Raw genomic sequence first — 20,840 nt, forward strand, 5'->3', positions numbered from 1 at the left:
GTTCCGAGTACCGGCGTATGAGTCTCGTGTCCTTCAAGGCCACCCCCGGTGGGGCTGTGCCCACTGCCAGCGACCCCATCAAGGTAATGGTGGTCGACGACGCGGTCGTCGTCCGTGGACTGGTCGGCCGCTGGGTCGCCGAAGAATCCGACATGACGCTGGTCGCCTCCCACCGTTCGGGACGCGACGCGGTCGCGGACATCGCCAAGAAAAACCCGGATGTCGTCATTCTCGACATCGAGATGCCGGATATGGACGGCCTGACGGCGCTGCCGCTGATCATCGCCGCCAAGCGCGACGTCATGGTCCTCATGGCGTCCACCCTGACCCGCCGCAACGCCGAGATCTCGCTGAAATGTCTGTCGCTGGGCGCGGCCGACTACGTGCCGAAGCCGGAGACCAATGCCGGCGTCACCACCTCGCCCGCCTTCAAGCGTGAGATCCTCGACAAGGTCCGCGCACTCGGCCGTCGCCGCAAGATCGCCGGCCGCGTCTTTCGCGCTGCCTCGGCCGCGGGCAGCGCGCCGGCCGCTCCTGGCCGTGTCGCAGCGCCGGCACTCGCCCCCCAGTCGATCGGTTTCAACGAGCCGACCTTCAAGATTCGCCCCTTCGGCACGACCATGCCGAAGGTCCTGGCCATCGGTTCGTCGACAGGTGGCCCGCAGGCGCTGACCACGGTGCTCAAGGCTCTCGGCGCGTTCATCGACCGCGTGCCGGTGCTGATCACCCAGCACATGCCGCCGACCTTCACCACCATCCTCGCCGAACATGCGGCCAAGGCCTCGGGACGTCCCGCGGCCGAGGGACGCGACGGCGAGCCGGTCGTCGCGGGCCGCATCTATGTCGCCCCAGGCGGCAAGCACATGGTGGTCAAGAAGACCGGCGGGACGACAGTCATCCAGCTCGAGGACGGGCCGCCCGTCAATTTCTGCAAGCCCGCCGTCGACCCGCTCTTCGCCTCGGTCGCTCAGGTCTGGGGTGCGCAGTCCTTCGGCTGCGTGCTCACCGGCATGGGCCATGACGGCGCCCATGGCTGCGGCGACATCGTCGCGGCCGGCGGTAGCGTCATCGCCCAGGACGAAGCGACCAGCGTCGTGTGGGGCATGCCGGGGGCCGTTGCCCAGGGCGGCCACGCCTCGGCCGTGCTGCCGATCGACCAGATCGCCCCGAAGATCATGCGTATTTTCTCGGGAGACCGGTCGTGACGCCACTCGATTACGACTTCCTGCGCGGGTTCCTGAAAGCGCGCTCCGGCCTGGTCCTGTCCAATGACAAACAGTATCTCATCGAGAGCCGGCTGATGCCGATCGTGCGGAAGCACGGGATGAACGGCATTACCGACCTTGTGCAGAAGCTCAAGGCCCCCGGTTCCGAGATGCTCGCCGCCTCGGTCACCGAGGCGATGACGACCAACGAGAGCTTCTTCTTCCGCGACAAGACCCCCTTCGACCACTTCAAGGAGGTCATGCTGCCGGCCATGCTGAAGGCGCGTGCGAGCAAGCGGCATGTCCGCATCTGGTGCGCGGCAGCATCGACCGGCCAGGAGCCCTATTCGCTGGCCATGATCCTGAAGGAAATGGGCCATCAGCTCGCGGGCTGGCGTTTCGAGATCATCGGAACAGACCTGTCGGGCGAGGTGCTGGAGCGCGCCAAGGCGGGCATCTACAGCCAGTTCGAGGTCCAGCGCGGCCTGCCGATCCAGATGCTGCTGAAATATTTCGTCCAGAATGGCGACCAGTGGACCATCTCGCCGGAGATCAGGTCGATGGTGCATTACCGGACGCTCAACCTGCTGAACGACTTCTCGGCCCTCGGTCAGTTCGACATCGTCTATTGCCGCAACGTACTGATCTATTTCGACCAGCCGACCAAGATCGACGTGCTGAACCGGACCGCCAAGCTGACGGCGCCGGATGGCTACCTGCTGCTCGGCGCCGCCGAAACGGTGGTCGGACTCACCGATTCCTTCAAGCCGATCGCCGATCGCCGTGGCCTCTATGCCCCTGCCGTCAAGACGCCGGTGGCTGCGGCAGCGCCTGCAGCCAAGGTCTTCGCTATGGCGGGCGGCCGGCCGCTCTGAGCCGGTCCACCGTCTCGCAGAAGCCAGGGGCGCCCGTCGGGCGCCCTTCTTCTTGATGCATCCAGATGCTACGGGCTCTGCCGCGACTCCGCGGCATTCCGAGGCATCCAGGCGCGATGATCACCGATCCCTTCTTCTATGTCGTCGCCGTGCCGGCGGTCATCCTCTTCGGCCTATCGAAAGGCGGCTTCAGCGGTGTCGCCATCCTGTCGATGCCGCTGCTGTCGCTGGCGATCTCGCCCATCCAGGCCGCCGCCATCATGCTGCCTGTGCTGATGGTGCAGGACGTGGTCAGTGTGTGGAGCTATCGGCGCACCTGGGACAAGGCAACGCTCATCCACCTTGCCCCCGGGGCCCTGGCCGGGATCCTCGCCGGCTATGTCTTTGCCTCCTACGTATCCGAGCCGGCTGTTCGGATCATTGTCGGGATCATCGCGGTTGTATTCTGCCTCGACCGCTGGCTGCGCCCGCTGCCGGCCGGCGGCGAGAAACGCCCGCACAACTGGTTCTCTGGCTCCATTCTCGGCACGCTCTCTGGCTATACCAGCTTCGTCATCCATGTCGGCGGTCCGCCGTTCAACATGTACGCCATACCCCGCGGCCTTTCGCGCGATGTCTTCGTCGGATCGGCGGCGCTGTTCTTCGCGGCGGTCAATCTCGTCAAGGTGACGCCCTTCATCGCGCTCGGGCAATTGACCTTCGGCAACCTCGCCACCGCGGCCACGCTGTTTCCGCTGGCGGTGCTGGCGAACATGGGCGGGATTTGGCTGGACAGGCGGGTACCGACAATCCTGTTCTACCGGATCATCTACATCCTCACCTTCGGCGTCGGCTGTGTGCTGCTCGCCGACGGGGTGAGGGCGATCTTGTAAGGGATCCCGCTGGTCGGGGCTGATGCCGCAGCGGTTATTCCGAAAGGCCGCCCGGGTGCAGGGCGAATGCGCAACGATGGCGGTTCCCGTCGGCGAGCCACACCTCGTCCTCGGCGTCCGGTCAGTTCTCGCTGCGATGGCGACCCCACGCGAGGGAGAACGAAAAAGGGCCGCCCGAAGGCGGCCCTTTCGCGGATGATCCTGGACGGAACGATCAGGCTCAGTAACGGGCGACCACAGCCGACGGGCCGGTCGAGAACAGGTAGTTGATGCCCAGCTTCACGGTGTGGATGTCGGTGCGCTGACGATCGCCCGGGGTCACGAGGTTCCGGCGGTCGCCGAAGCCGTAGTAGTTGTACTCGACCTTGGCAGTCCAGTTCGGCGTGAAGGCGTACTCGACGCCGGCACCCAGGACGTAACCGGCGCGGGTCGTCGTGGCATTGGTCGTCACGCCACCGATGACCCAGCGATCCTGCAGCGAGGCAATGCCGAGACCACCGGTCACGTAGAACAGGGCGCGGTCAGCAGCAACACCGGCGCGGGCGCGGACCGTCGACAGGAAGGGAACCGAGGCGCGGTAGGTGTTGCCGCCACCGAGTGCGAAGGTGCGGTTCATGGCGCCGCCGGCAACATCGGCTTCGAGACCGAAGACGAAGTTGTTCATCTGCCAGTTGTAACCGGCCTGAATGCCGCCGAGGAAGCCATTGGCGTTGACGCTGCCGTTGTTGGCGACGATCGGGCTCGTGTAGCGCGCCTGGGCCCAGCCGTAACCGACATGGCCACCGAGGTAGAAGCCGGTCCAGGAAAAGGCCGGGGCGTAGACGGAAGCAGCAATCGGGGCACGCGGAGCACCGAGGTCGGCGGCCTGGGCGCCGGTGGCGAGGGCGGCGATGGCGGCGCTCGCAAGGAGGAATTTCTTCATGGCGTAGATCCTTATGTCGTAATTAGGCCGTGGGCGAACCACCGCCAAGACTCTCGATGCCGTTTCCGACGGTTCCCCGGCAACCCCCTGCTTCACCGCAGAACCGCTTCTAACGATGCGACCGGGATACAGGGGATTGGTTACTAATCAACTCCCAAGGCTGTGATCGGGAGCAGTTCCCGCGCCAAGGCCCATTTGCGTGGGGGCACTGTGTTCTTGTCGCCACAGGTCACCCAGGGGGAGACGGTATCATGATGGGTTAACGTGCAATAGCTGTAAAGCACAGGCGTTTACGGTGAAAAGACGTGGAGAATCGGTTGGGCGTTGAACCCCCCGCGGTCGACGCCTACCGTCTGCGCTGGAAACGCCTCTCAGCCCAGGACGCCGCCATGAGCGCCTATGATCGCGACCTCGACAAGAACCCGGCGAACTACCAGCCGCTGACGCCGATCACCTTTCTGGAGCGTGCGGCACGGGTTTTCCCCGATCATCCACGGGCGCATCCGCCGGTCCTACCGGGACTTCTATGCGCGTTCTCGTCGCCTCGCCTCGGCACTGGCCCGGGCGGGAGTCGGCAAGGACGATACGGTGGCCGTCATCTGCGCCAACACGCCGGCCATGCTCGAGTGCCATTACGGCGTCCCGATGTGCGGCGCGGTGCTCAACACGCTGAACACGCGCCTCGACGCGCCCATCATCGCCTTCTCGCTCGACCACGGCGAGGCCAAGGTCTTCATCGTCGACCGGGAGTTCTCGAAGCTCGCGCAGGAGGCCCTGGCCCTCGCCGCGGTGAAGCCGCTGGTCATCGACTACGACGATCCGGAATATGAAGGGCCGGGCGAGAGGATCGGATCGGTCGAGTACGAGGAGTTCCTCGCCGGCGGCGATCCCACCTATGCCTGGGAGCGGCCGGCTGACGAGTGGGACGCCATCGCCCTCAATTATACCTCGGGCACGACCGGTAATCCCAAGGGCGTCGTCTATCACCACCGCGGTGCCTATCTGCTCGGCATCGGCAACATCGTCACCTGCGGCATGGCCAAGCATCCGGTTTATCTGTGGACCCTGCCGATGTTCCATTGCAACGGCTGGTGCTTCCCCTGGTCCATCTCTGCTGTGGCGGGTACCCATGTCTGCCTGCGCTGGGTGCGGGCCAAGGCCATGTACGATGCGATCGCTCACCACGGCGTGACGCATCTGTGCGGCGCGCCCATCGTCATGAGCCTGCTCCTCAACGCTCCGGCGGAGGACAAGCGCGAAACCGGCCGCATCATCTCGTTCTTCACGGCGGCCGCGCCGCCGCCCGAGGCGGTGCTGGCGGCGATGAAGGCGGCCGGATTCGACGTAACCCATCTCTATGGCCTGACCGAGACCTACGGGCCCTCCGTCATCAACGACTGGAACCGTGATTGGGACGCGCTGTCGAGCGCCGACTATGCCGCCAAGAAGGCGCGGCAGGGCGTGCCCTATACCGTGCTCGAAGGCATGACCGTGATGAACCCGGAGACGATGCAGCCCGTGCCTGCCGACGGGGCCACGCTCGGCGAGGTGATGATGCGGGGCAATGTGGTGATGAAGGGCTACCTGAAGAACCCCAAGGCCTCGGATGAGGCCTTTGCCGGCGGCTGGTTCCATTCCGGCGACCTCGGTGTCCTCTATCCCGACGGCTATATCCAGTTGAAGGACCGCTCCAAGGACATCATCATCTCCGGCGGTGAGAACATCTCCTCCATCGAGGTGGAGGACGTGCTGTTCAAGCATCCGGCCGTGCAGGCGGCGGCGGTGGTCGCCAAGCCCGATGACAAGTGGGGCGAGACGCCCTGTGCCTTTGTCGAGTTGAAGCCGGGCATGAGTGCCACGGCCGAGGAGATCATGGCCTGGTGCCGGCAGAATCTCGCGGCTTTCAAATGCCCGCGAACGGTGGTCTTCACCGAACTGCCGAAGACCAGCACCGGCAAGATCCAGAAATTCGTGTTGCGCGAACTAGCGAAGGCCAGTTCGGGCGGCGCGCTGCAACCACGATAGGCGCTGACCCTGCGACGAAAGTCTGGCGTGACCTGTATCCATCGATCGGGGGTGACGCTGTTGCGTCCGGGGCGGTCCGGGTGGCAAATGCGCCAGCCCCCGAGAAGAATGGCGGCCGGCGCGGATCCCCTGTCCGGGCAAGGCCGCCTCCCAGGCGAGGAGACGCCCCATGGATGCCCGAGCACCTTCCCGCTATGGCGAGGTCTATGCTGCCTGGAAGGCCGAGCCCATCGGCTTCTGGGCCGAACAGGCCGCCGCAATCGACTGGATCACGCCACCCCGGACCGTCTTCGACCCGGGGCAGGGCACCTATGGCCGCTGGTTCGCCGGCGCAGTCTGCAACACCTGCTTCAACGCGGTCGACCGCCACGCCGCGGCGCGGCCCGATCAGGCCGCCATCATCTACGATTCACCCGTCACCGGGACTCAGCGCCGCATCACCTATGCCGCGTTGAAGGAGGAGGTGGCGACCTTCGCCGCCGTGCTTCAGGACCTCGGCGTCGGCAAGGGCGACCGTGTCATCGTCTATATGCCGATGGTGCCGGAAGCGGCCGTCGCCATGCTCGCCTGCGCCCGCATCGGCGCGATCCATTCGGTGGTCTTCGGCGGCTTCGCGGCAAAGGAACTCGCCACCCGCATCGACGACTGTCATCCGAAGGTCATCGTCTCGGCCTCGTGCGGCATCGAGGGGTCGAAGGTCATCGCCTACAAGCCGTTGCTGGACGGCGCCATCGACCTGTCCCTGGCCAAGCCCGAGGCCTGTATCATCCTGCAGCGGCCGCAGGCCGAGGCGTTGCTGGTGGCCGGGCGCGACCATGACTGGGCAGGGCTCGTCGAGCGCGCCCGCGCCGCCGGCCGGCAGGCCGATTGCGTACCCGTGGCCGCCACCGATCCGCTCTATGTCCTCTACACCTCGGGCACGACCGGCAAGCCGAAGGGCGTGGTGGGCGACAATGGCGGGCATATGGTCGCGCTCGCCTGGTCGATGACCAATCTCTACGGCATGCGTCCGGGCGAGGTGTTCTGGGCCGCGTCCGACGTAGGCTGGGTCGTCGGCCATTCCTATATCGTCTATGCGCCGCTGATCGCCGGGGTCACGTCGATCCTCTACGAGGGCAAGCCCGTCGGCACGCCCGATCCCGGTGCCTATTGGCGGGTCATCGCCGAGCACGGCGTCAACGCGCTGTTCACGGCGCCGACGGCCTTCCGCGCCATCAAGAAGGAAGACCCCAAGGCGGACCATCTGAAGCGCTATCAACTGCCGACCTTCCGCACGCTGTTTCTCGCCGGCGAGCGCGCCGACCCGGACACGGTCGTCTGGGCCGAGACCATCCTCGGCGTGCCGGTCATCGATCACTGGTGGCAGACCGAGACGGGCTGGTGCATCGCGGGCAATCCGGTCGGGCTCGGTGCCCTGCCGGTGAAGCCGGGTTCACCGACCGTGCCCATGCCGGGCTACGACGTGCGCATCGTCGACGAGGCCGGGCACGACCTGCCGGCCAATACGATGGGATCGATCGTGGTGAAGCTGCCGCTGCCGCCCGGCGCTTTTCCGACACTGTGGCAGCAGGATGAGCGGTTCCGCGAGAGTTATCTGGCGCAGTTCCCGGGCTTCTATTCGACATCGGATGCCGGGTTCGTCGACGATGACGGCTATCTCTACATCATGGGCCGTACCGACGACATCATCAACGTCGCTGGCCACCGCCTGTCGACCGGCGGCATGGAGGAGGTGCTGTCCTCCCATCCCGACGTCGCGGAATGCGCCGTGATCGGCATGGCCGACCAGCTCAAGGGCGAGGTGCCCTGCGGTTTCGTCGTGCTCAAGGCGGGGGTCAACAAGCGGCCGGACGAGGTGGAGAAGGAGCTCGTGGCGCTGGTGCGCGAGAAGATCGGCCCTGTGGCGGCCTTCAAGCTCGCCATCGCCGTCTCGCGTCTGCCGAAGACGCGGTCGGGGAAGATCCTGCGTGGCACGATGAAGAAGATCGCCGATGGCGGCGAGTGGTCGATGCCCGCGACGATCGATGATCCCGCCGTCCTGTCCGAGATCGCGGAGGCTTTGAAGGACAGGCGCTGATCGCGCCAGTTGTAGCGGCACACATGACAAAGAGCCGACGCTGCGGCACCCTCGGCGGCATCCGAATCGGAGGGTTGCATGCGGTGGTCTTTGCACAGGACGGGCTTGGCCTGCCTCGTCGCGGCTCTGGCGGCGCTCGCCACGCCCGTCGCGGCCCAGCCGGTGACGCGGACGGCGCCTTCCTCGGGGAGCCACGCCTTTGACCGGCTCGACCTCCAATCCGCGGAAGCGGCGCTCAGGACGTTCCTGTCGGCTTATCGCCGCGGGGACTTTGTCACCGCATTCTGGATCCTGGCGCCGGCTAGCCAGTCGGCCTTCTACACCCACCTGTCACGGTTCGACATGCGCAGGGTGGCAAGGGTCAAAGCCGAGAGCGCCCTGATGCATGCCGCCGAGATGATCCCCTCGCCGGCCCAAATGGACCAGACGGACCTGAGCTTCATCTTCGCCCATGCCATGGCGGTGGCGCGCCGGCTGGACATCATGCCGCTCAATCTCGCGGGCTTGCCGGAAGACCTGTCGCCGGCCAATGTGCCTCGCGTCGGCACACGCAACCAGCTGGCCGATGGCCGAGTCGAGTTCTCCGTCCCGCTGCCGGCCTACCGGGCGCCCGTCGTCTTCCGGATGGTCCAGAGGGCGCAGGGGCGCTGGCGGCTTGAACAGGTCCTGCCGCCCGGCGGCGTGCTGGATTCGCTGCCCTTCGGCCTGCCGACCGAGTAGCCGGTTTGACTGCCGACGTTCAGAGCCCGTCGAAGAGGGCGGTGGACAGGTAGCGCTCGGCGAAGCTCGGGATGATCACCACGATGGTCTTGCCGGCATTTTCGGTGCGCTTGCCGATCTCCAGCGCGGCATGGACGGCGGCTCCGGCCGAGATGCCGGTGGGGATGCCCTCGGTGCGGGCGAGTTCGCGGGCCAGCGCGAAGGCCTGGTCGTTCGAGACCTGAACCACCTCGTCGATGATGCTGCGGTCCAGCACATCGGGCACGAAGCCGGCGCCGATGCCCTGAATCTTGTGAGGCCCCGGCGGGCCGCCGGAGAGAACGGGCGAGTCCGCGGGCTCGACGGCGATCACCCTGACCCCCGGCTTGCGGTCCTTCAGCACGTGGCCGACGCCGGTGATCGTGCCGCCGGTGCCGACGCCCGAGACGAAGACGTCGACCGCGCCGGCCGTGTCGTTCCAAATCTCCTCGGCCGTCGTGTGGCGATGGACCGCCGGATTGGCAGGGTTCATGAACTGCTGCGGGATGATGGCGTGGGGGTTTGCCGCCGCCAGTTCCTCGGCCCTGGCGACGGCGCCCTTCATGCCCTTGGCGCCTTCCGTCAGCACGAGTTCGGCGCCAAGAAGGGCGAGCATCTTGCGCCGTTCGACCGACATGGTCTCCGGCATGACCAGGATCAGCCGGATGCCACGTGCCGCGGCAACAAAAGCGAGTGCGATACCGGTATTGCCGGAGGTCGGCTCAATCAGGACGGTCTTGTCGGTGAGCAGTCCGGAGGCTTCCATCGCATCGATCATCGCCACACCGATGCGGTCCTTCACCGAGGCAATGGGGTTAAAGAATTCGAGCTTAGCCAGGATCGTGGCGAGGGAGCCGTGGGCTCTGGCGAGCTTGTCCAGCCGGACCAAGGGCGTGTCACCGACCGTCTCGGTGATGGAATTGTAGATCCGGCCCCGTCCCGGCTTTCCGGAAGCGGAGCGTGAAGCAGGGGAAACATGCGCTGTCATGGCGGACACCCAAGGTGAAACAGAGGGTGCTCATCATGTGCTTGGACGATGCAACATTCTACAATCGGTGCCGAAGCGCGCAAAATAAGGCCAATGGTCCCGTCTTTTGGCTTTCTCGGAGAATTCTGTTGCCTGTCGACGCCTGACGGCAGGTGGCATTACCGCGGCCCTGCGCCACTTTTGGGAGGATGAACTGGCATGACCGTGACAAAAGGGCAGCGCCTGTGCCCGGGCTTCGGACTGGCGGTCGGGCTCGGTTTGATGGCCAGCCTGATGGCGGGGGCGGCCGGACCGGCCCTGGCGCAGGAGCGGCCAGCCTATATCCGCGCCGATCCCGCAGCTCTCAGCCAGACCTATGGGCCTGCGATCGCCGCCCGGGTTTTTTCCAATCAACTGACCGGCCAGAGGCTTCAGGCGCTCCAGGCCAGCGCCGCGCGCATTCCCGGCTTCACCTGTCCGGAGCGGCCCGCTGCGGTTCTGGTCACCGTGTTTCCCTGGCGCGGAGTCGCGGGCCGCGCCGCCTGGATTGAACGCTTTGCCGTGCAGTGCCAACCTGTGGCCACGCGCAATTTCCTGATGGTGCTGGAAGGCGACACCGTCCGCGTCATGGAAATGGCGCCCGGCACCTCCAACACGGACCCGCTGCTGCAGCGCGACCTGATGGTGGGCATCGCCGGGGCGGCGCAGCGGACAGCTCCGGCCGGCTGCGCCCAGCCGCCGGTGGTGAGCAATGTGCGGATGCTCGCCGACCCGCCGCCGGCGTCCGGCCGCTGGGCGGAGAACTGGTCGGTCATGCAATGTGGCGTCGCCGCCGAGATCCGCGTGCAGTTCCAGCCCTCGCCCCAGGGCGGCACGACATGGAGCATTCCAGCCCGCTGAGATCAGCGGACGGGGGCAAGCATCTGGCGTCGCGCCAAACGACAAAAAGCCCCGCGCGGTTTCCCGGCGGGGCCCTCGTCGTCTGACGGCATTTCATCCGTACTCGCCAGACTATTGGGATGCCATTACCCATCCGGCCGTGACGGCCATGTGACGCAGTTGCGGCGAAATTGTTGCCGGCAAGGGTCAGGCCGGGATGCGTTCCTCGGCTTCGGTCGGCTCGCGCAGCACATAACCGCGGCCCCAGACGGTCTCGATGTAGTTCTTGCCGTCGGAGGCATTGGCGAGCTTCTTGCGCAGCTTGCAGATGAAGACGTCGATGATCTTCAGCTCGGGCTCGTCCATGCCGCCATAGAGATGGTTCAGGAACATTTCCTTGGTCAGGGTCGTGCCCTTGCGCAGCGAAAGGAGCTCCAGCATCTGGTACTCCTTGCCGGTGAGGTGGACACGCTGGCCCGACACTTCAACCGTCTTCTGGTCGAGATTGACCAGGAGGTCGCCGGTGGTGATGACCGACTGGGCGTGGCCCTTCGAGCGGCGCACGATGGCATGGATGCGGGCGACGAGCTCGTCCTTGTGGAAGGGCTTGGTCAGATAGTCATCGGCGCCGAAGCCGAGGCCGCGGACCTTGTCCTCGATGCCGGCCAGGCCGGAGAGGATCAGGATGGGCGTCTTGACCTTGGCCACGCGAAGCGACTTCAGCACTTCGTAGCCCGACATGTCGGGCAGGTTCAGGTCGAGAAGAATGATGTCGTAATCGTAGAGCTTGCCGAGGTCGATCCCTTCCTCGCCGAGGTCCGTCGTATAGACGTTGAAGCTCTCGGACTTGAGCATCAGCTCGATGCTCTTCGCAGTGGCGCTGTCATCTTCGATCAACAGAACGCGCATGCCCATCCCCTTCCGCTGACCCTAAACCGGCCATTCCGCCACCGATGACGAAACAGCCGTTCGGCATAGCGATCCCATGCCTCCGCCGCCGCGCGGATGGCGATTGGGATCCGTCCCCGTTCACTGATTCGACGTTACGCCCCAATGGTTAACAAACTGTGATTCGCAGGGGCAAGAGTCCTCGCAAAATATTTCTGCGACTCACTCCAACCCTCTGCCGAATCGACCATTTCGGCCGTCTCGTCGAGTCCGGGTCCTGCCTTTCCGCGACCAGGGTCCGCAGTGGGTCGTTCCAAACGAACCCCTCACGGTCACGGATGCCTTTTAATCGGCTGCTAGGGATCATTAACGGGCCGGGTTAAGGAAGGGTTACCCGACAGGGCGCAATCCGGGCGGCGGTTGCCTTTACTTTGACTCGCATTGGCCCGTGATCGTTAAACTTCGGCGGTTTCGGAGCCCCGTCGCGGCGGCTGAAGGCTCCTATCGGCAGCTCTGCGGGGAAGGGGCGTGAGCGGCCGATGGGCAGCTTCTACCGGGCTCATGGTTAACAGCGGGTAAACATTGCCGACCGAGCCTCGCAAAGCGCAAGAGTGACCGGCCAAATTCCATGGCCGATGGGCAAATTCTGCCGCCTGCCGTTTACCCGGCCCGGTTCGTTAACGCTTCGTTGACCATCCCGGCGGGAATGTGGGGATCCTGTCACGGATTGCTCATTCATGCGCGCCCTCGCCGACCACATCGCCGATATCGATTCCGTCTCGATCTATGGCCGCGTCTCCGGAGTGCGCGGCCTGATGATCGAGGCGGCAGGTCCCATCCATGCCATGTCGGTCGGGGCGCGGGTCACAGTCGAGACCGGTGCGCGGCCGATTCCCTGCGAGGTCGTCGGGTTTGCCGGCGACCAGGCGCTGCTGATGCCCTTTGCCGGACTCGAGGGTGTCCGGCGTGGCTGCAAGGCAATGGTCTCGCTGGCACCGGCCGCCGTGCGACCCTGCCAGGGCTGGCTCGGGCGTGTGGTCAATGCCTTGGGCGAGCCGATCGATGGCAAGGGGCCGCTGCCGCAGGGTGGCTTTCCCATGCCCTACCGGGCCGATCCGCCGGCGGCCCATACCCGCCGCCGGGTCGGCGCGCCGCTCGATCTCGGTGTCCGGGCGCTGAACACCTTCCTCACCTGCTGCCGCGGCCAGCGCATGGGCATCTTCGCCGGCTCCGGGGTCGGCAAGTCGGTGCTGCTGTCGATGATCGCCCGCAATGTCGATGCCGATGTCGCGGTGATCGGCCTCATCGGTGAGCGTGGCCGCGAGGTCCAGGAATTCCTGCAGGAGGATCTCGGCGAGGAGGGGCTCGCCCGGTCCGTGGTGGTCGTCGCCACCTCGGACGAGCCGGCGCTGATGCGCAAGCAGGCCGCCTATCTCACCCTCTCCATCGCCGAATATTTCCGCGACATGGACCAGCAGGTGATGCTGATGATGGATTCAGTCACGCGCTTCGCCATGGCGCAGCGCGAGATCGGCCTGTCCGCCGGCGAGCCGCCCACCGCCAAGGGCTATACGCCGACGGTCTTCTCGGAACTGCCGCGGCTGCTCGAGCGCGCCGGCCCGGGGGCCGGGGAGGGGGCCATCACCGCCATCTTCACCGTGCTGGTCGACGGCGACGATCACAACGAGCCGGTGGCAGATGCGGTGCGCGGCATCCTTGACGGCCATATCGTCATGGAACGGTCGATTGCCGAGCGCGGACGCTATCCCGCTATCAACGTGCTGAAGAGCGTGTCGCGGACCATGCCGCGTTCCGCCGATCCGGAGTTCTGGCCGGTGATCCAGAAGGCCAAGCGGACTCTGGCGACCTATGCCGACATGGAGGAACTGATCCGGCTCGGCGCCTACCGGCAGGGATCCTCGGCAGAGGTCGATGAGGCGATCCGGCTGCAGCCGGCGCTGGAGGCCTTCCTCGGCCAGGGCAAGGACGAGCAGGCGTCGATCCGCGAGGGCTACCGCCGGCTCGCCGAGATCCTGGAGGTTGCCGGCGCATGAGTCGGGGCGAAATTCCCCAATGAATGGCGCGACTTATGAATGCCCGTTTACCATGAATCGTCGTTTCCGGAAACGGAATCTCAACCTCGTGGGCCTAGCTTCAGTTTTCATTAGGGGTAAGGCGGCCGTGGTGCGGCTGTCGCGGACGACCGTGAGACGTGTGTGTGTCTTGCGGAATAAGGGGACTTCTGGGAGTACGAGTCGATGAAGTCGCGAGAGACTTTGATCCGCCTGAAGCGCTTTCAGGTCGATGAAAAGCGCCGCCAGGTCGCGCAGATCGAGATGATGATCGCCGAGTTCGAGCGCATGGCGAACGAACTCGACCGCGAGATCGTGGCCGAACAGACCCGGGCCAACGTGCACGACCCGGCGCACTATGCCTATCCGACCTATGCCAAGGCGGCGCGCCAGCGGCGCGACAACCTGATGGGGTCGGCCGGCGAACTGAAGGGGCAGCTTGACGATGCCAAGGCGGCTCTCGCCGAGGCCTTCGAGGAGCTGAAGAAGGTCGAAATCCTCGACGAGCGCGAGAGCGCCCGCGATCGTGCCGCCGATGCGGTGCGCGAGCAGGCGGAAATGGACCGCATCGGTCTTTCCCGACGTGGCGCCTATCTCGGCGCCTGAAGCGGCGGGATATGGCGGGTTTGCACAGGGCGCGGTGAAAGCCGCGCCTTTCGCATATCCGGGGTTCAGATGACCGGCCGGCGCTCCACGGCGACCTGCCAGGCTCCGGGCTCGCCGGTGACTGTGACGAGGTTCCAGGCCGCCGGGTCGGATCCGCTGCCGGGCGCGGCCGAGGCCGAGGGGACGCCGATGACCGGGATGGGGCCGTGCGGACCGCGCAGTTCCCGCAGCGTGCCCTTGTGGGTATGGCCGTGCAGCACCGCTTCCGCACCAACCTTGGCCAGCATGGCGGCGAGTTCCCGATGGTCGCTCAGCCGCTTCTGGAAGCCGATGTCGAAGGGCGGATGGTGGATCAGCACCAGTCGGGCAAGGCCCTGTTGTCCCAGCATCTCCAACTCGTCGGCGAGCGCGGCGATTTGCCGGGGTCCAAGCAGGCCGGTGGCGAGGAAGGCCGGAGTCGGAACGCCGCTGTTGACGCCGATCAGGGCGACCCGGTCGCGCACCCGCGTGAAAGGGAACGCATAGCCGCCGTCGGTCTCGGCGACGCCGTCGGACAGGAACCAGGGGCGCCAGTGATGGACGATGCCCGGTACCGTCTCCCGCAGATAGGCGTCGTGGTTGCCGGGGACGAAGCTGACGCGGTCCGGCGGGCCGACGCGCCAGAGCAGCGCCCGCGCCGCCTTGTATTCGTCGGCGAGGCCGAGATTGATGAGGTCGCCGGTCACCGCGACATGGTCGACCTCGGCGTGGGCGATATCGTCCAGCAGCCGGTCGAGGATGTCCATGCGATGATGGGCTGCCCGGTTGCGCCGCCAGTTGAGATAGCCGGTCAGGCGCTTGCCGAGAAGCTGGCGCCAGGACACGTCCGGAAGGGGGCCGATATGCGGATCGGAGAGATGGGCGAGGCGGAACATGGCCTCTCCCTATGCTTGAGGTCGCCAGTGCCTGTCCAGCCGTGCCGGTTGCGCCAGCACGACCCGACGCGGCGCCGACCGCGTGTCAGCGGCGCGCGTTGTAGATGCCGAGGGCGGCGGCCGTGGCACCGTCACGGATCTCGATCGAGGGCTGCCAATGGAAGGTGGGTCGACGCTTCACCAGCGCACTGATCAGTGAAATGAGCATCAAAAGCTCCTCAAATGGGCGCGATGCTTAATTGTGCAGCGCAACATGGTGCAGATTTAGGCGCCCGGAGCCCATTTTTGAAGTGCTTGCACCGCGAGGCCTGCCATGCATTTTTGATCGCGGACCTTCATGAAACCGCAATCTTTCATTCGCGACAGTGATGAGAACGCCGATGATCCTGCGCAGTCCCGACCGGCGCTCCCCGCTGACCCCCCTTCTCCATCTCTACTGGCGGTTCTCCCGCGGCATGACGCTCGGCGTGCGCGCCTGCGTCGTCGATGCCGACGGCCGGCTCCTCCTCATTCGCCACAGCTATACGCCCGGCTGGCATTTTCCGGGCGGCGGTGTCGAGGTCGGGCAGACCGTGGAGGAAGCGCTGGCGGTGGAACTGCGGGAGGAGGCGCATGTTGTCATGACCGGCCCGCCGGCTTTCTGCGGCCTCTTTCTCAATCTGAGGACCTCCCGGCGCGACCATGTCGCCCTGTTCCGCGTCGACGCCTTCGCGCAGCCCTCGCCCTTCGTGCCGACGCGGGAAATCCTCGAAGCGGGCTTCTTCCCGCGCGATGCCCTGCCCGAGGGCGTGACACGGGGCACGCGGGAGCGCATCGCCGAACTGTTCGAGGGGTGCCCGCGCAGTCCCCACTGGTGAGGCGTCAGCGGCGTCGCCCCGCCAGAAGGGTCACAATGGCGAGGACGAATCCGGCGGCGGTCGCGGCATAGACAAGGGGCGCGTTGCCGGATCCGGCCTCCGCTGTCGCCTCGCGCAGAAGGCCGAAGGCGGCCGGCGCGAAGGCGTAGACGCCCTGGCCGATGGCCACCGTCAGGGCGACGACGCGGGGCACGTCGGTCCGGACGAATTCGGCCTGGGCGATCAGGGCCGGGAGATAGATGAGATTGCCGATGCCGAGGCCGACCAGCGCCACGCCGGCCCAGATAAGCCAGGTCTCGCTCCCGCCTGCAGCCATCAGGGCGAGGCAGCCGGCGATCTGGACGGCATAGCTCATCGCCGCGAACAGGCGTCGCTCGGCGTGGCCCGGCATCATCCAGCCGAGCAGCGTCCGGCCGCAGACCGCCGCCACCGTCGCGAGGGCCATGGCGATGCCGGCCCCGAGGGCGCCGAGCGGCGGGACGATCAGGGAATAGAGCTGCGCGAGGAGGCCGGCCTGGGCGAAGAGTCCGAGGGAGGTGGCGGCGGCCAGCGTCAGGAAGGGGCGGTCGCGCCAGACGGCCGCGCCGGCGAGCGGCACCGCCAGCGGCGAGGTCGGCCCCGGCGCGGCGGGTGTGCCTGGCGCGTCGCCGTCGGGTTCCTGGCCGAGGGACAGGGGCGAATGGACGAAGACGCGGCTTGCCAGGACCCACATGGCGGCGATGACGCAGGCGGCAATGAGGGCCGCGGCGAGGGGAAAACCGAGCCAGCCGATGGTGACGACCCAGAGCGGAGCGACGAGGACACCGCCGAGGCTCGCGCCATTATAGGCCAGGGCGAGGGCGGCGGGCCGGTTGCGCACGAACCAGGGGGAGACGATGGCGTTGACCGCGGCGGATCCCATCGTCACCCAGCCCACGCCGCTGACCGCGGCGGCAATGAAGAGCTGCCAGGGCGCTGCGGCAAGGCTCCAGCCGAGGACGCCGAGGCCGAGCGCGCAGGCGCCCGCACGGGTGGAGCGGGCGATGCCCCAGCGCGCATAGATGGCCGGAAGATTGGCCACCGTCACGGCGCCGACGAGATAGTGCACCGTGATGGCCAGGGAGACGAGGCCGACGGACCAGCCGCGGCTCTCGTTCAGGACATGGAGGTAGATCGGCGGTCCGTAGAAGCCGAGGCCCCAGCCGCAGATGGCCAGGGTGAAGGCGGCCCAGACCACCTTCCAGCCGAAGAAGTCCCTTGCCGCCGTGCCGCCCATGCCGCTGCCATCCCCGTCGATCCCTGCGACGATGCCCGTGGGCGCCGGCGCGTGGTTCGCTCTCGCGTGAACCATCGCACGAAATGCCGGGCCTCTTGCGGCGGGGCGCCGTTGCACCGGCGGGAGGGTGACGCATCCCGCCCTCCATGCTATGCGCGCTGTCATGATGGGCAGCGCATTTCCGCGGATCGCGCGACGACGACGGCCGGCATGATTGCCTGAAGCCCGAGATTTCGTTCGCCTCCTGCCGTTGGACGCCCGTGCCATGCCCGACCTGTCGCTCGACCTGCATCCCGAGAGCCCTACCGATCAGGCCGCCATCGAGCGGCTGCACGAGCGCGCCTTCGGGCCTGGGCGCTTTTCCCGCACCGCTTTCCGCCTGCGCGAGGGCGTGCCCTCCTTCGCCAACCTGTGTTTCACCGCGCGGGTCGGCACGCTGCTCGTCGGTTCCATCCGCCTGTCGCCGATCGAGATCGGGCGGGGCGTGCCGGCGGTTCTGCTCGGCCCGATCACCATTGACCCGGCCTTCCAGAGCAAGGGCATCGGCGGGGCGCTGATGCGCCGCGCCATGGACCAGGCGCGGCACGAGGGCCATCGCCTGATCATGCTGGTGGGCGATGCGCCCTATTACGAGCGCTTCGGCTTCGCGGTGGTGCCGCCGGGCCGCCTCCTGCTGCCCGGGCCGGTCGACCCGGCACGGCTCTTGGTGGCCGAACTGGTGGAGGGTGCATTCGCCGGTGTCGCGGGGGCGGTGCGGGGGGCGGCGGCGGCCCGTTGAAACAGACGCCCTCGCTTGGCGACATCGAGAGGCAGTGCCTCGGCTCGACAACAGTCATGTCCTGGGACGGGAGCCCGTCATGATCCGCACCGCCACCCTTGCAGCCGGCCTCGCCGTCATCAGTCTTTCCTCCGGTGCGGAGGCGCAATCCGCGCGCTGCCGCGTAATGGACCCGACCGGTACTCCGCTCAACATCCGCGACGCACCGAACGGCGAAGTTATCGGGCGCATCCGCAATGGCAGTCTCGTCACCCGGCTACGGGTGCGCGAGGACCATCGCGGCCGACCCTGGGCCTATGTGGCCGACCGCGGCTCCGGGGACCCGCTCGGCTGGGTCTATCGCGAGTTCATCGCCTGCTTCTGACGCAGCCTGCCAGCCGTGCGGCGTGACGGGCGCTGCCCGAGCGGCTTGCCCTGCCTTGACGGCGGGCTCGGCCCACGGTCCGCTTGGCAAAGGCCCGGGGTCGCCATTTCGCAGGCCACGGTCCCTGCTTCGTGGGAGGATCGACGGATGATGATGCGACGCAATTTGCTGATGGCACTTTTCGCACTGCCGGTCGTTGCGCTGGCAGCCCCTGCCGAAGCGTCCTGGGTTACGCAGGGTGCCCGCAGGGCCGGACGGGCGGTGACCCGCACCGGCCGCGCCGCCAACCGGGGTGTCACCCGGGCCGGCCGCAGTATCGGCCTCGGTTCACGGCAGAGCCGCCGGAGAGCCAGGCGCGGCGAGCGCGCCATGGGTCGGCGCGTGTTCGGACGGCCGCGCCGCCCCGCCAACTGACAGGGTTGAACGCCAGGCTCGCGATGTGAGCTCCGGCCCGCGTGGAGGCTTATCGCCCCTCGCGGGCCCAGACCGCGGTCAGGGCGCCGAGCATCAGGACCAGGCCCAGAAGGCCGGCAAAGGCCGGCAGGATGCCGATGCCGCGCACCACGGAGGCGTCACGCTGGCGGATCCCCATCCAGTCCTCGCCGCGCAGCGAACTTGCCGAGCGCGTCGGCACGATGCGCGGGATGGAGAGGGTTCCCGTTTCCGAAATGCGCCACAGGCCGCCGCCGGTGGCGCGGACCAGCGGCTCGAGCAGCCGCAGGGTCGAGGTCACGTCGGTGAATTCGCGCGGATTGGGCGGGCCGACATTGATAAGGCGTGTCAGCCGCCCGGCCTGGGCACGCCAGAGGCCGAGTTCGGTGATGTCGATCTGGCCGCGCCACAGGCCCGGCTCGGCATCCTGCATCGCCACGGTGAGGCTGGTGCCGGAGGGACGGGTCAGCGTCACGGTCTCGGGGCGCTCGGCCATGGTCTGCAGCTCGACGGCGAGCTGGCGGCCGCGCACGGCGAGGCGCAAGCTCTCCTCTTCCAGCTCCGGCTCCTTCATCAGCCAGTGCGACAGGCGGCGCAGCAGTTCGAGATGCGGCCCGCCGCCCTCGTAGCCGCGGGCCCAGAGCCAGATATGATCGGAGAGGAGCAGCGCGACGCGGCCCTCGCCCTGGCGGGTTAGCATCAGGACAGGGCGTGAATCAGGCCCGTCCATGACGGTCATGGCGCCCTGGGCCGGCTGGCGGCTCTCGATCAGGCGGAACCAGCGGCTCCATTGCGGATTGCCCTCGGCGACCATGCCGGGCAGCGAGCGCGTCACCGGATGGCGCCGGCCCTGGTCGGAGACGCGAGCATGGAAGGGGCGCTCCATGACCTCGCCGGTCGGCGCGGCGGGCAGGATGCTCTCCAGCGGCGTGTCGTTGATCGAGGCGGAGGTGGCGTGTTCGGGGCCGGCTGCGATCAGCAACGCGCCGCCGTTGCGGACATAGCGGGCGATGTTGTCGAAATAGAGCAGCGGCAGCACGCCCTGCTGGGCGTAGCGGTCGAAGATGATGAGGTCGAACTCGCGGATCTTGATCTGGAAGAGCTCGCGGGTCGGGAAAGCGATGAGCGAGAGCTCGTTGATCGGCGTGCCGTCCTGCTTCTCCGGCGGGCGCAGGATGGTGAAGTGGACGAGGTCGACGCCGGCATCGGACTTCAGCAGGTTGCGCCAGGTGCGCTCGCCGGCATGAGGCTCACCGGAGACGAGCAGCACGCGCAGCTTCTCGCGGATGCCGTCGATGACGACCACGGCGCGGTTATTGATGGGGGTGAGTTCGCCCGGCAGGCCGTCCACCTCGATCTCGACGATGTTGGCGCCGGCATGGGTGATCTGGACCGAGATGTTGGTGGTCGTGCCGGTCGTCACGGTGCGACGCTCAATGACCTCGCCGTCGCGGCTGATGGTGACGGCAGCCTGGGCCACCGCGCCGCCGGTGCCGTTGTCCTCGACGCGGAAGCCGATCGTCTGGTTCTGCTGGACGATGCCGAAGCGCGGCGTCTGGGTCAGGACGACCCGGCGGTCGCGGTCGGTCGAGCGGCCAGTGACGAGCGCATGGACCGGCGCCGTGAAGCCGATGGCGGCGGCCTGGGCTGGGACGTCGTGGACCTGACCGTCTGTGACGAGGATGGCGCCGCCGACACGCTCGGCAGGGACGTCGGAGAGGCCCGACCGTAACGCCTCGAAGAGGTGGGTGCCGTCCGTCTGCCCGTCGGAGGCGCCAGCGTCGATCCAGCGCACCTCGAAGCCCGGCGAGCGGGCAAAGGCGCGCTCCAGGGCGGCCTTCGCCTCGTCCGTCATGCGGGTGCGGTCGGCGAGCGACTGGCTGGCGGAGCGGTCGAACACCACGGCGACGACCGTCTGCAGCGGGTCGCGGTCCTCCTGCGTGAAGACCGGATTGGCGAGCGCCATGATGGCCAGCGCCATGGCGGCGATGCGCCACCAGGCGCCGCGGGTCCGCGACACGAGGAGCAGGCCGGCGACGAGGGCGACGGCGAGCGCGGCGAGGCCGAGCGCCCAGAGCGGGACGATGGGTGACCAGACGATGCCGAGGGTCATG

At 67.2% G+C, this 20,840-nt stretch carries 18 protein-coding genes and 1 pseudogene; 12 read left to right on the forward strand and 7 right to left on the reverse strand.

Annotated features, from left to right (window positions below; translation table 11 throughout):
* Window positions 1-17 precede the first annotated feature (17 nt).
* The 3 genes from Q0C57_RS14665 (at window position 18) to Q0C57_RS14675 (ending at window position 2,952) form a co-directional block, all read left to right on the forward strand.
* Window positions 18-1,205, forward strand: a complete 1,188-nt coding sequence (locus Q0C57_RS14665; RefSeq protein WP_296577179.1) for a chemotaxis response regulator protein-glutamate methylesterase — start codon at window positions 18-20, stop codon at window positions 1,203-1,205.
* The gene (locus tag Q0C57_RS14670; protein WP_296577180.1) at window positions 1,202-2,080 is read left to right on the forward strand and encodes a protein-glutamate O-methyltransferase CheR; all 879 of its coding nucleotides are present in this window, start codon (window positions 1,202-1,204) and stop codon (window positions 2,078-2,080) included. Before Q0C57_RS14665 ends, Q0C57_RS14670 begins: the two co-directional genes overlap by 4 nt.
* A gap of 116 nt (window positions 2,081-2,196) precedes the next feature.
* Entirely contained in the window at window positions 2,197-2,952 is a 756-nt protein-coding gene (locus Q0C57_RS14675) for a sulfite exporter TauE/SafE family protein (protein WP_296577181.1), read from the forward strand.
* Between the two features lie 220 nt (window positions 2,953-3,172).
* Here Q0C57_RS14675 and Q0C57_RS14680 read toward each other — a convergent pair whose 3' ends face one another.
* Window positions 3,173-3,874, reverse strand: coding sequence for an outer membrane protein (locus Q0C57_RS14680; protein WP_296577182.1), 702 nt, complete (start codon window positions 3,872-3,874; stop codon window positions 3,173-3,175).
* Between the two features lie 389 nt (window positions 3,875-4,263).
* Between Q0C57_RS14680 and Q0C57_RS14685 the strand changes: the two are divergent.
* The 3 genes and pseudogenes from Q0C57_RS14685 (at window position 4,264) to Q0C57_RS14695 (ending at window position 8,696) form a co-directional block, all read left to right on the forward strand.
* Window positions 4,264-5,899 (forward strand): annotated as a pseudogene (locus Q0C57_RS14685) (acyl-CoA synthetase).
* 169 nt (window positions 5,900-6,068) lie between these two features.
* Window positions 6,069-7,976: a propionyl-CoA synthetase gene (locus tag Q0C57_RS14690; RefSeq protein ID WP_296577183.1), complete on the forward strand. Its 1,908-nt coding sequence runs from the start codon at window positions 6,069-6,071 to the stop codon at window positions 7,974-7,976.
* A gap of 105 nt (window positions 7,977-8,081) precedes the next feature.
* Window positions 8,082-8,696: a hypothetical protein gene (locus tag Q0C57_RS14695; protein WP_296577184.1), complete on the forward strand. Its 615-nt coding sequence runs from the start codon at window positions 8,082-8,084 to the stop codon at window positions 8,694-8,696.
* Window positions 8,697-8,715: 19 nt separating this feature from the next.
* Here Q0C57_RS14695 and cysK read toward each other — a convergent pair whose 3' ends face one another.
* Window positions 8,716-9,702, reverse strand: a complete 987-nt coding sequence (cysK, locus tag Q0C57_RS14700) for a cysteine synthase A (protein ID WP_296577185.1) — start codon at window positions 9,700-9,702, stop codon at window positions 8,716-8,718.
* A 198-nt stretch (window positions 9,703-9,900) separates the two neighbouring features.
* Here cysK and Q0C57_RS14705 point away from each other — a divergent pair, with 198 nt between their 5' ends.
* The gene (locus Q0C57_RS14705; RefSeq protein WP_296577186.1) at window positions 9,901-10,581 is read left to right on the forward strand and encodes a hypothetical protein; all 681 of its coding nucleotides are present in this window, start codon (window positions 9,901-9,903) and stop codon (window positions 10,579-10,581) included.
* Window positions 10,582-10,767: 186 nt separating this feature from the next.
* Here the strand turns inward: Q0C57_RS14705 and ctrA are convergent, their stop codons facing one another.
* Entirely contained in the window at window positions 10,768-11,469 is a 702-nt protein-coding gene (ctrA, locus tag Q0C57_RS14710) for a response regulator transcription factor CtrA (protein WP_296577187.1), read from the reverse strand.
* A 716-nt stretch (window positions 11,470-12,185) separates the two neighbouring features.
* Between ctrA and fliI the strand changes: the two genes are divergently transcribed.
* Together fliI and fliJ are read left to right on the forward strand one after the other, a co-directional pair.
* Entirely contained in the window at window positions 12,186-13,502 is a 1,317-nt protein-coding gene (gene fliI / locus Q0C57_RS14715; protein ID WP_296577188.1) for a flagellar protein export ATPase FliI, read from the forward strand.
* 204 nt (window positions 13,503-13,706) lie between these two features.
* Window positions 13,707-14,126, forward strand: coding sequence for a flagellar export protein FliJ (gene fliJ, locus Q0C57_RS14720; RefSeq protein WP_106749041.1), 420 nt, complete (start codon window positions 13,707-13,709; stop codon window positions 14,124-14,126).
* A 65-nt stretch (window positions 14,127-14,191) separates the two neighbouring features.
* Here the strand turns inward: fliJ and Q0C57_RS14725 are convergent, their stop codons facing one another.
* Window positions 14,192-15,040, reverse strand: a complete 849-nt coding sequence (locus Q0C57_RS14725) for a metallophosphoesterase (protein WP_296577189.1) — start codon at window positions 15,038-15,040, stop codon at window positions 14,192-14,194.
* An 85-nt stretch (window positions 15,041-15,125) separates the two neighbouring features.
* On the reverse strand, window positions 15,126-15,248 hold the full coding sequence (locus Q0C57_RS14730) for a hypothetical protein (RefSeq protein ID WP_296577190.1): 123 nt from the start codon (window positions 15,246-15,248) through the stop codon (window positions 15,126-15,128).
* A gap of 172 nt (window positions 15,249-15,420) precedes the next feature.
* Here Q0C57_RS14730 and Q0C57_RS14735 point away from each other — a divergent pair, with 172 nt between their 5' ends.
* A complete protein-coding gene (locus Q0C57_RS14735) occupies window positions 15,421-15,897 on the forward strand; it encodes an NUDIX domain-containing protein (protein WP_296577191.1) in 477 nt (158 codons plus the stop codon).
* 4 nt (window positions 15,898-15,901) lie between these two features.
* On the opposite strand, the gene Q0C57_RS14740 is transcribed toward Q0C57_RS14735, so the two are convergent.
* Entirely contained in the window at window positions 15,902-17,227 is a 1,326-nt protein-coding gene (locus tag Q0C57_RS14740) for an MFS transporter (protein ID WP_296577192.1), read from the reverse strand.
* A 190-nt stretch (window positions 17,228-17,417) separates the two neighbouring features.
* On the opposite strand from Q0C57_RS14740, the gene Q0C57_RS14745 reads away from it, so the two are divergent.
* Together Q0C57_RS14745 and Q0C57_RS14750 are read left to right on the forward strand one after the other, a co-directional pair.
* Window positions 17,418-17,930, forward strand: coding sequence for a GNAT family N-acetyltransferase (locus tag Q0C57_RS14745; RefSeq protein WP_296577193.1), 513 nt, complete (start codon window positions 17,418-17,420; stop codon window positions 17,928-17,930).
* Between the two features lie 79 nt (window positions 17,931-18,009).
* Window positions 18,010-18,294 (forward strand): peptide-binding protein, encoded by a 285-nt coding sequence (locus Q0C57_RS14750; RefSeq protein ID WP_296577194.1) that lies wholly within the window; start codon window positions 18,010-18,012, stop codon window positions 18,292-18,294.
* A gap of 463 nt (window positions 18,295-18,757) precedes the next feature.
* On the opposite strand, the gene Q0C57_RS14755 is transcribed toward Q0C57_RS14750, so the two are convergent.
* Entirely contained in the window at window positions 18,758-20,839 is a 2,082-nt protein-coding gene (locus tag Q0C57_RS14755; protein ID WP_296577195.1) for a hypothetical protein, read from the reverse strand.
* Window position 20,840: the final 1 nt, after the last annotated feature.

Origin of the sequence: Phreatobacter sp. (assembly GCF_022843985.1) — a bacterium.
Lineage (GTDB): Bacteria > Pseudomonadota > Alphaproteobacteria > Rhizobiales > Phreatobacteraceae > Phreatobacter.

Bases quoted from the DNA above. Each gene is read 5' to 3' on its own strand.
- fliI (WP_296577188.1), top strand. From the start codon at position 12,186: ATGCGCGCCCTCGCCGACCACATCGCCGATATCGATTCCGTCTCGATC.
- Q0C57_RS14680 (WP_296577182.1), bottom strand. From the start codon at position 3,874: ATGAAGAAATTCCTCCTTGCGAGCGCCGCCATCGCCGCCCTCGCCACC.
- Q0C57_RS14735 (WP_296577191.1), top strand. From the start codon at position 15,421: ATGATCCTGCGCAGTCCCGACCGGCGCTCCCCGCTGACCCCCCTTCTC.
- Q0C57_RS14745 (WP_296577193.1), top strand. From the start codon at position 17,418: ATGCCCGACCTGTCGCTCGACCTGCATCCCGAGAGCCCTACCGATCAG.
- fliJ (WP_106749041.1), top strand. From the start codon at position 13,707: ATGAAGTCGCGAGAGACTTTGATCCGCCTGAAGCGCTTTCAGGTCGAT.
- Q0C57_RS14665 (WP_296577179.1), top strand. From the start codon at position 18: ATGAGTCTCGTGTCCTTCAAGGCCACCCCCGGTGGGGCTGTGCCCACT.
- cysK (WP_296577185.1), bottom strand. From the start codon at position 9,702: ATGACAGCGCATGTTTCCCCTGCTTCACGCTCCGCTTCCGGAAAGCCG.
- Q0C57_RS14690 (WP_296577183.1), top strand. From the start codon at position 6,069: ATGGATGCCCGAGCACCTTCCCGCTATGGCGAGGTCTATGCTGCCTGG.
- ctrA (WP_296577187.1), bottom strand. From the start codon at position 11,469: ATGCGCGTTCTGTTGATCGAAGATGACAGCGCCACTGCGAAGAGCATC.
- Q0C57_RS14740 (WP_296577192.1), bottom strand. From the start codon at position 17,227: ATGGTTCACGCGAGAGCGAACCACGCGCCGGCGCCCACGGGCATCGTC.
- Q0C57_RS14750 (WP_296577194.1), top strand. From the start codon at position 18,010: ATGATCCGCACCGCCACCCTTGCAGCCGGCCTCGCCGTCATCAGTCTT.
- Q0C57_RS14705 (WP_296577186.1), top strand. From the start codon at position 9,901: ATGACCGTGACAAAAGGGCAGCGCCTGTGCCCGGGCTTCGGACTGGCG.
- Q0C57_RS14725 (WP_296577189.1), bottom strand. From the start codon at position 15,040: ATGTTCCGCCTCGCCCATCTCTCCGATCCGCATATCGGCCCCCTTCCG.
- Q0C57_RS14730 (WP_296577190.1), bottom strand. From the start codon at position 15,248: ATGCTCATTTCACTGATCAGTGCGCTGGTGAAGCGTCGACCCACCTTC.
- Q0C57_RS14675 (WP_296577181.1), top strand. From the start codon at position 2,197: ATGATCACCGATCCCTTCTTCTATGTCGTCGCCGTGCCGGCGGTCATC.
- Q0C57_RS14755 (WP_296577195.1), bottom strand. From the start codon at position 20,839: ATGACCCTCGGCATCGTCTGGTCACCCATCGTCCCGCTCTGGGCGCTC.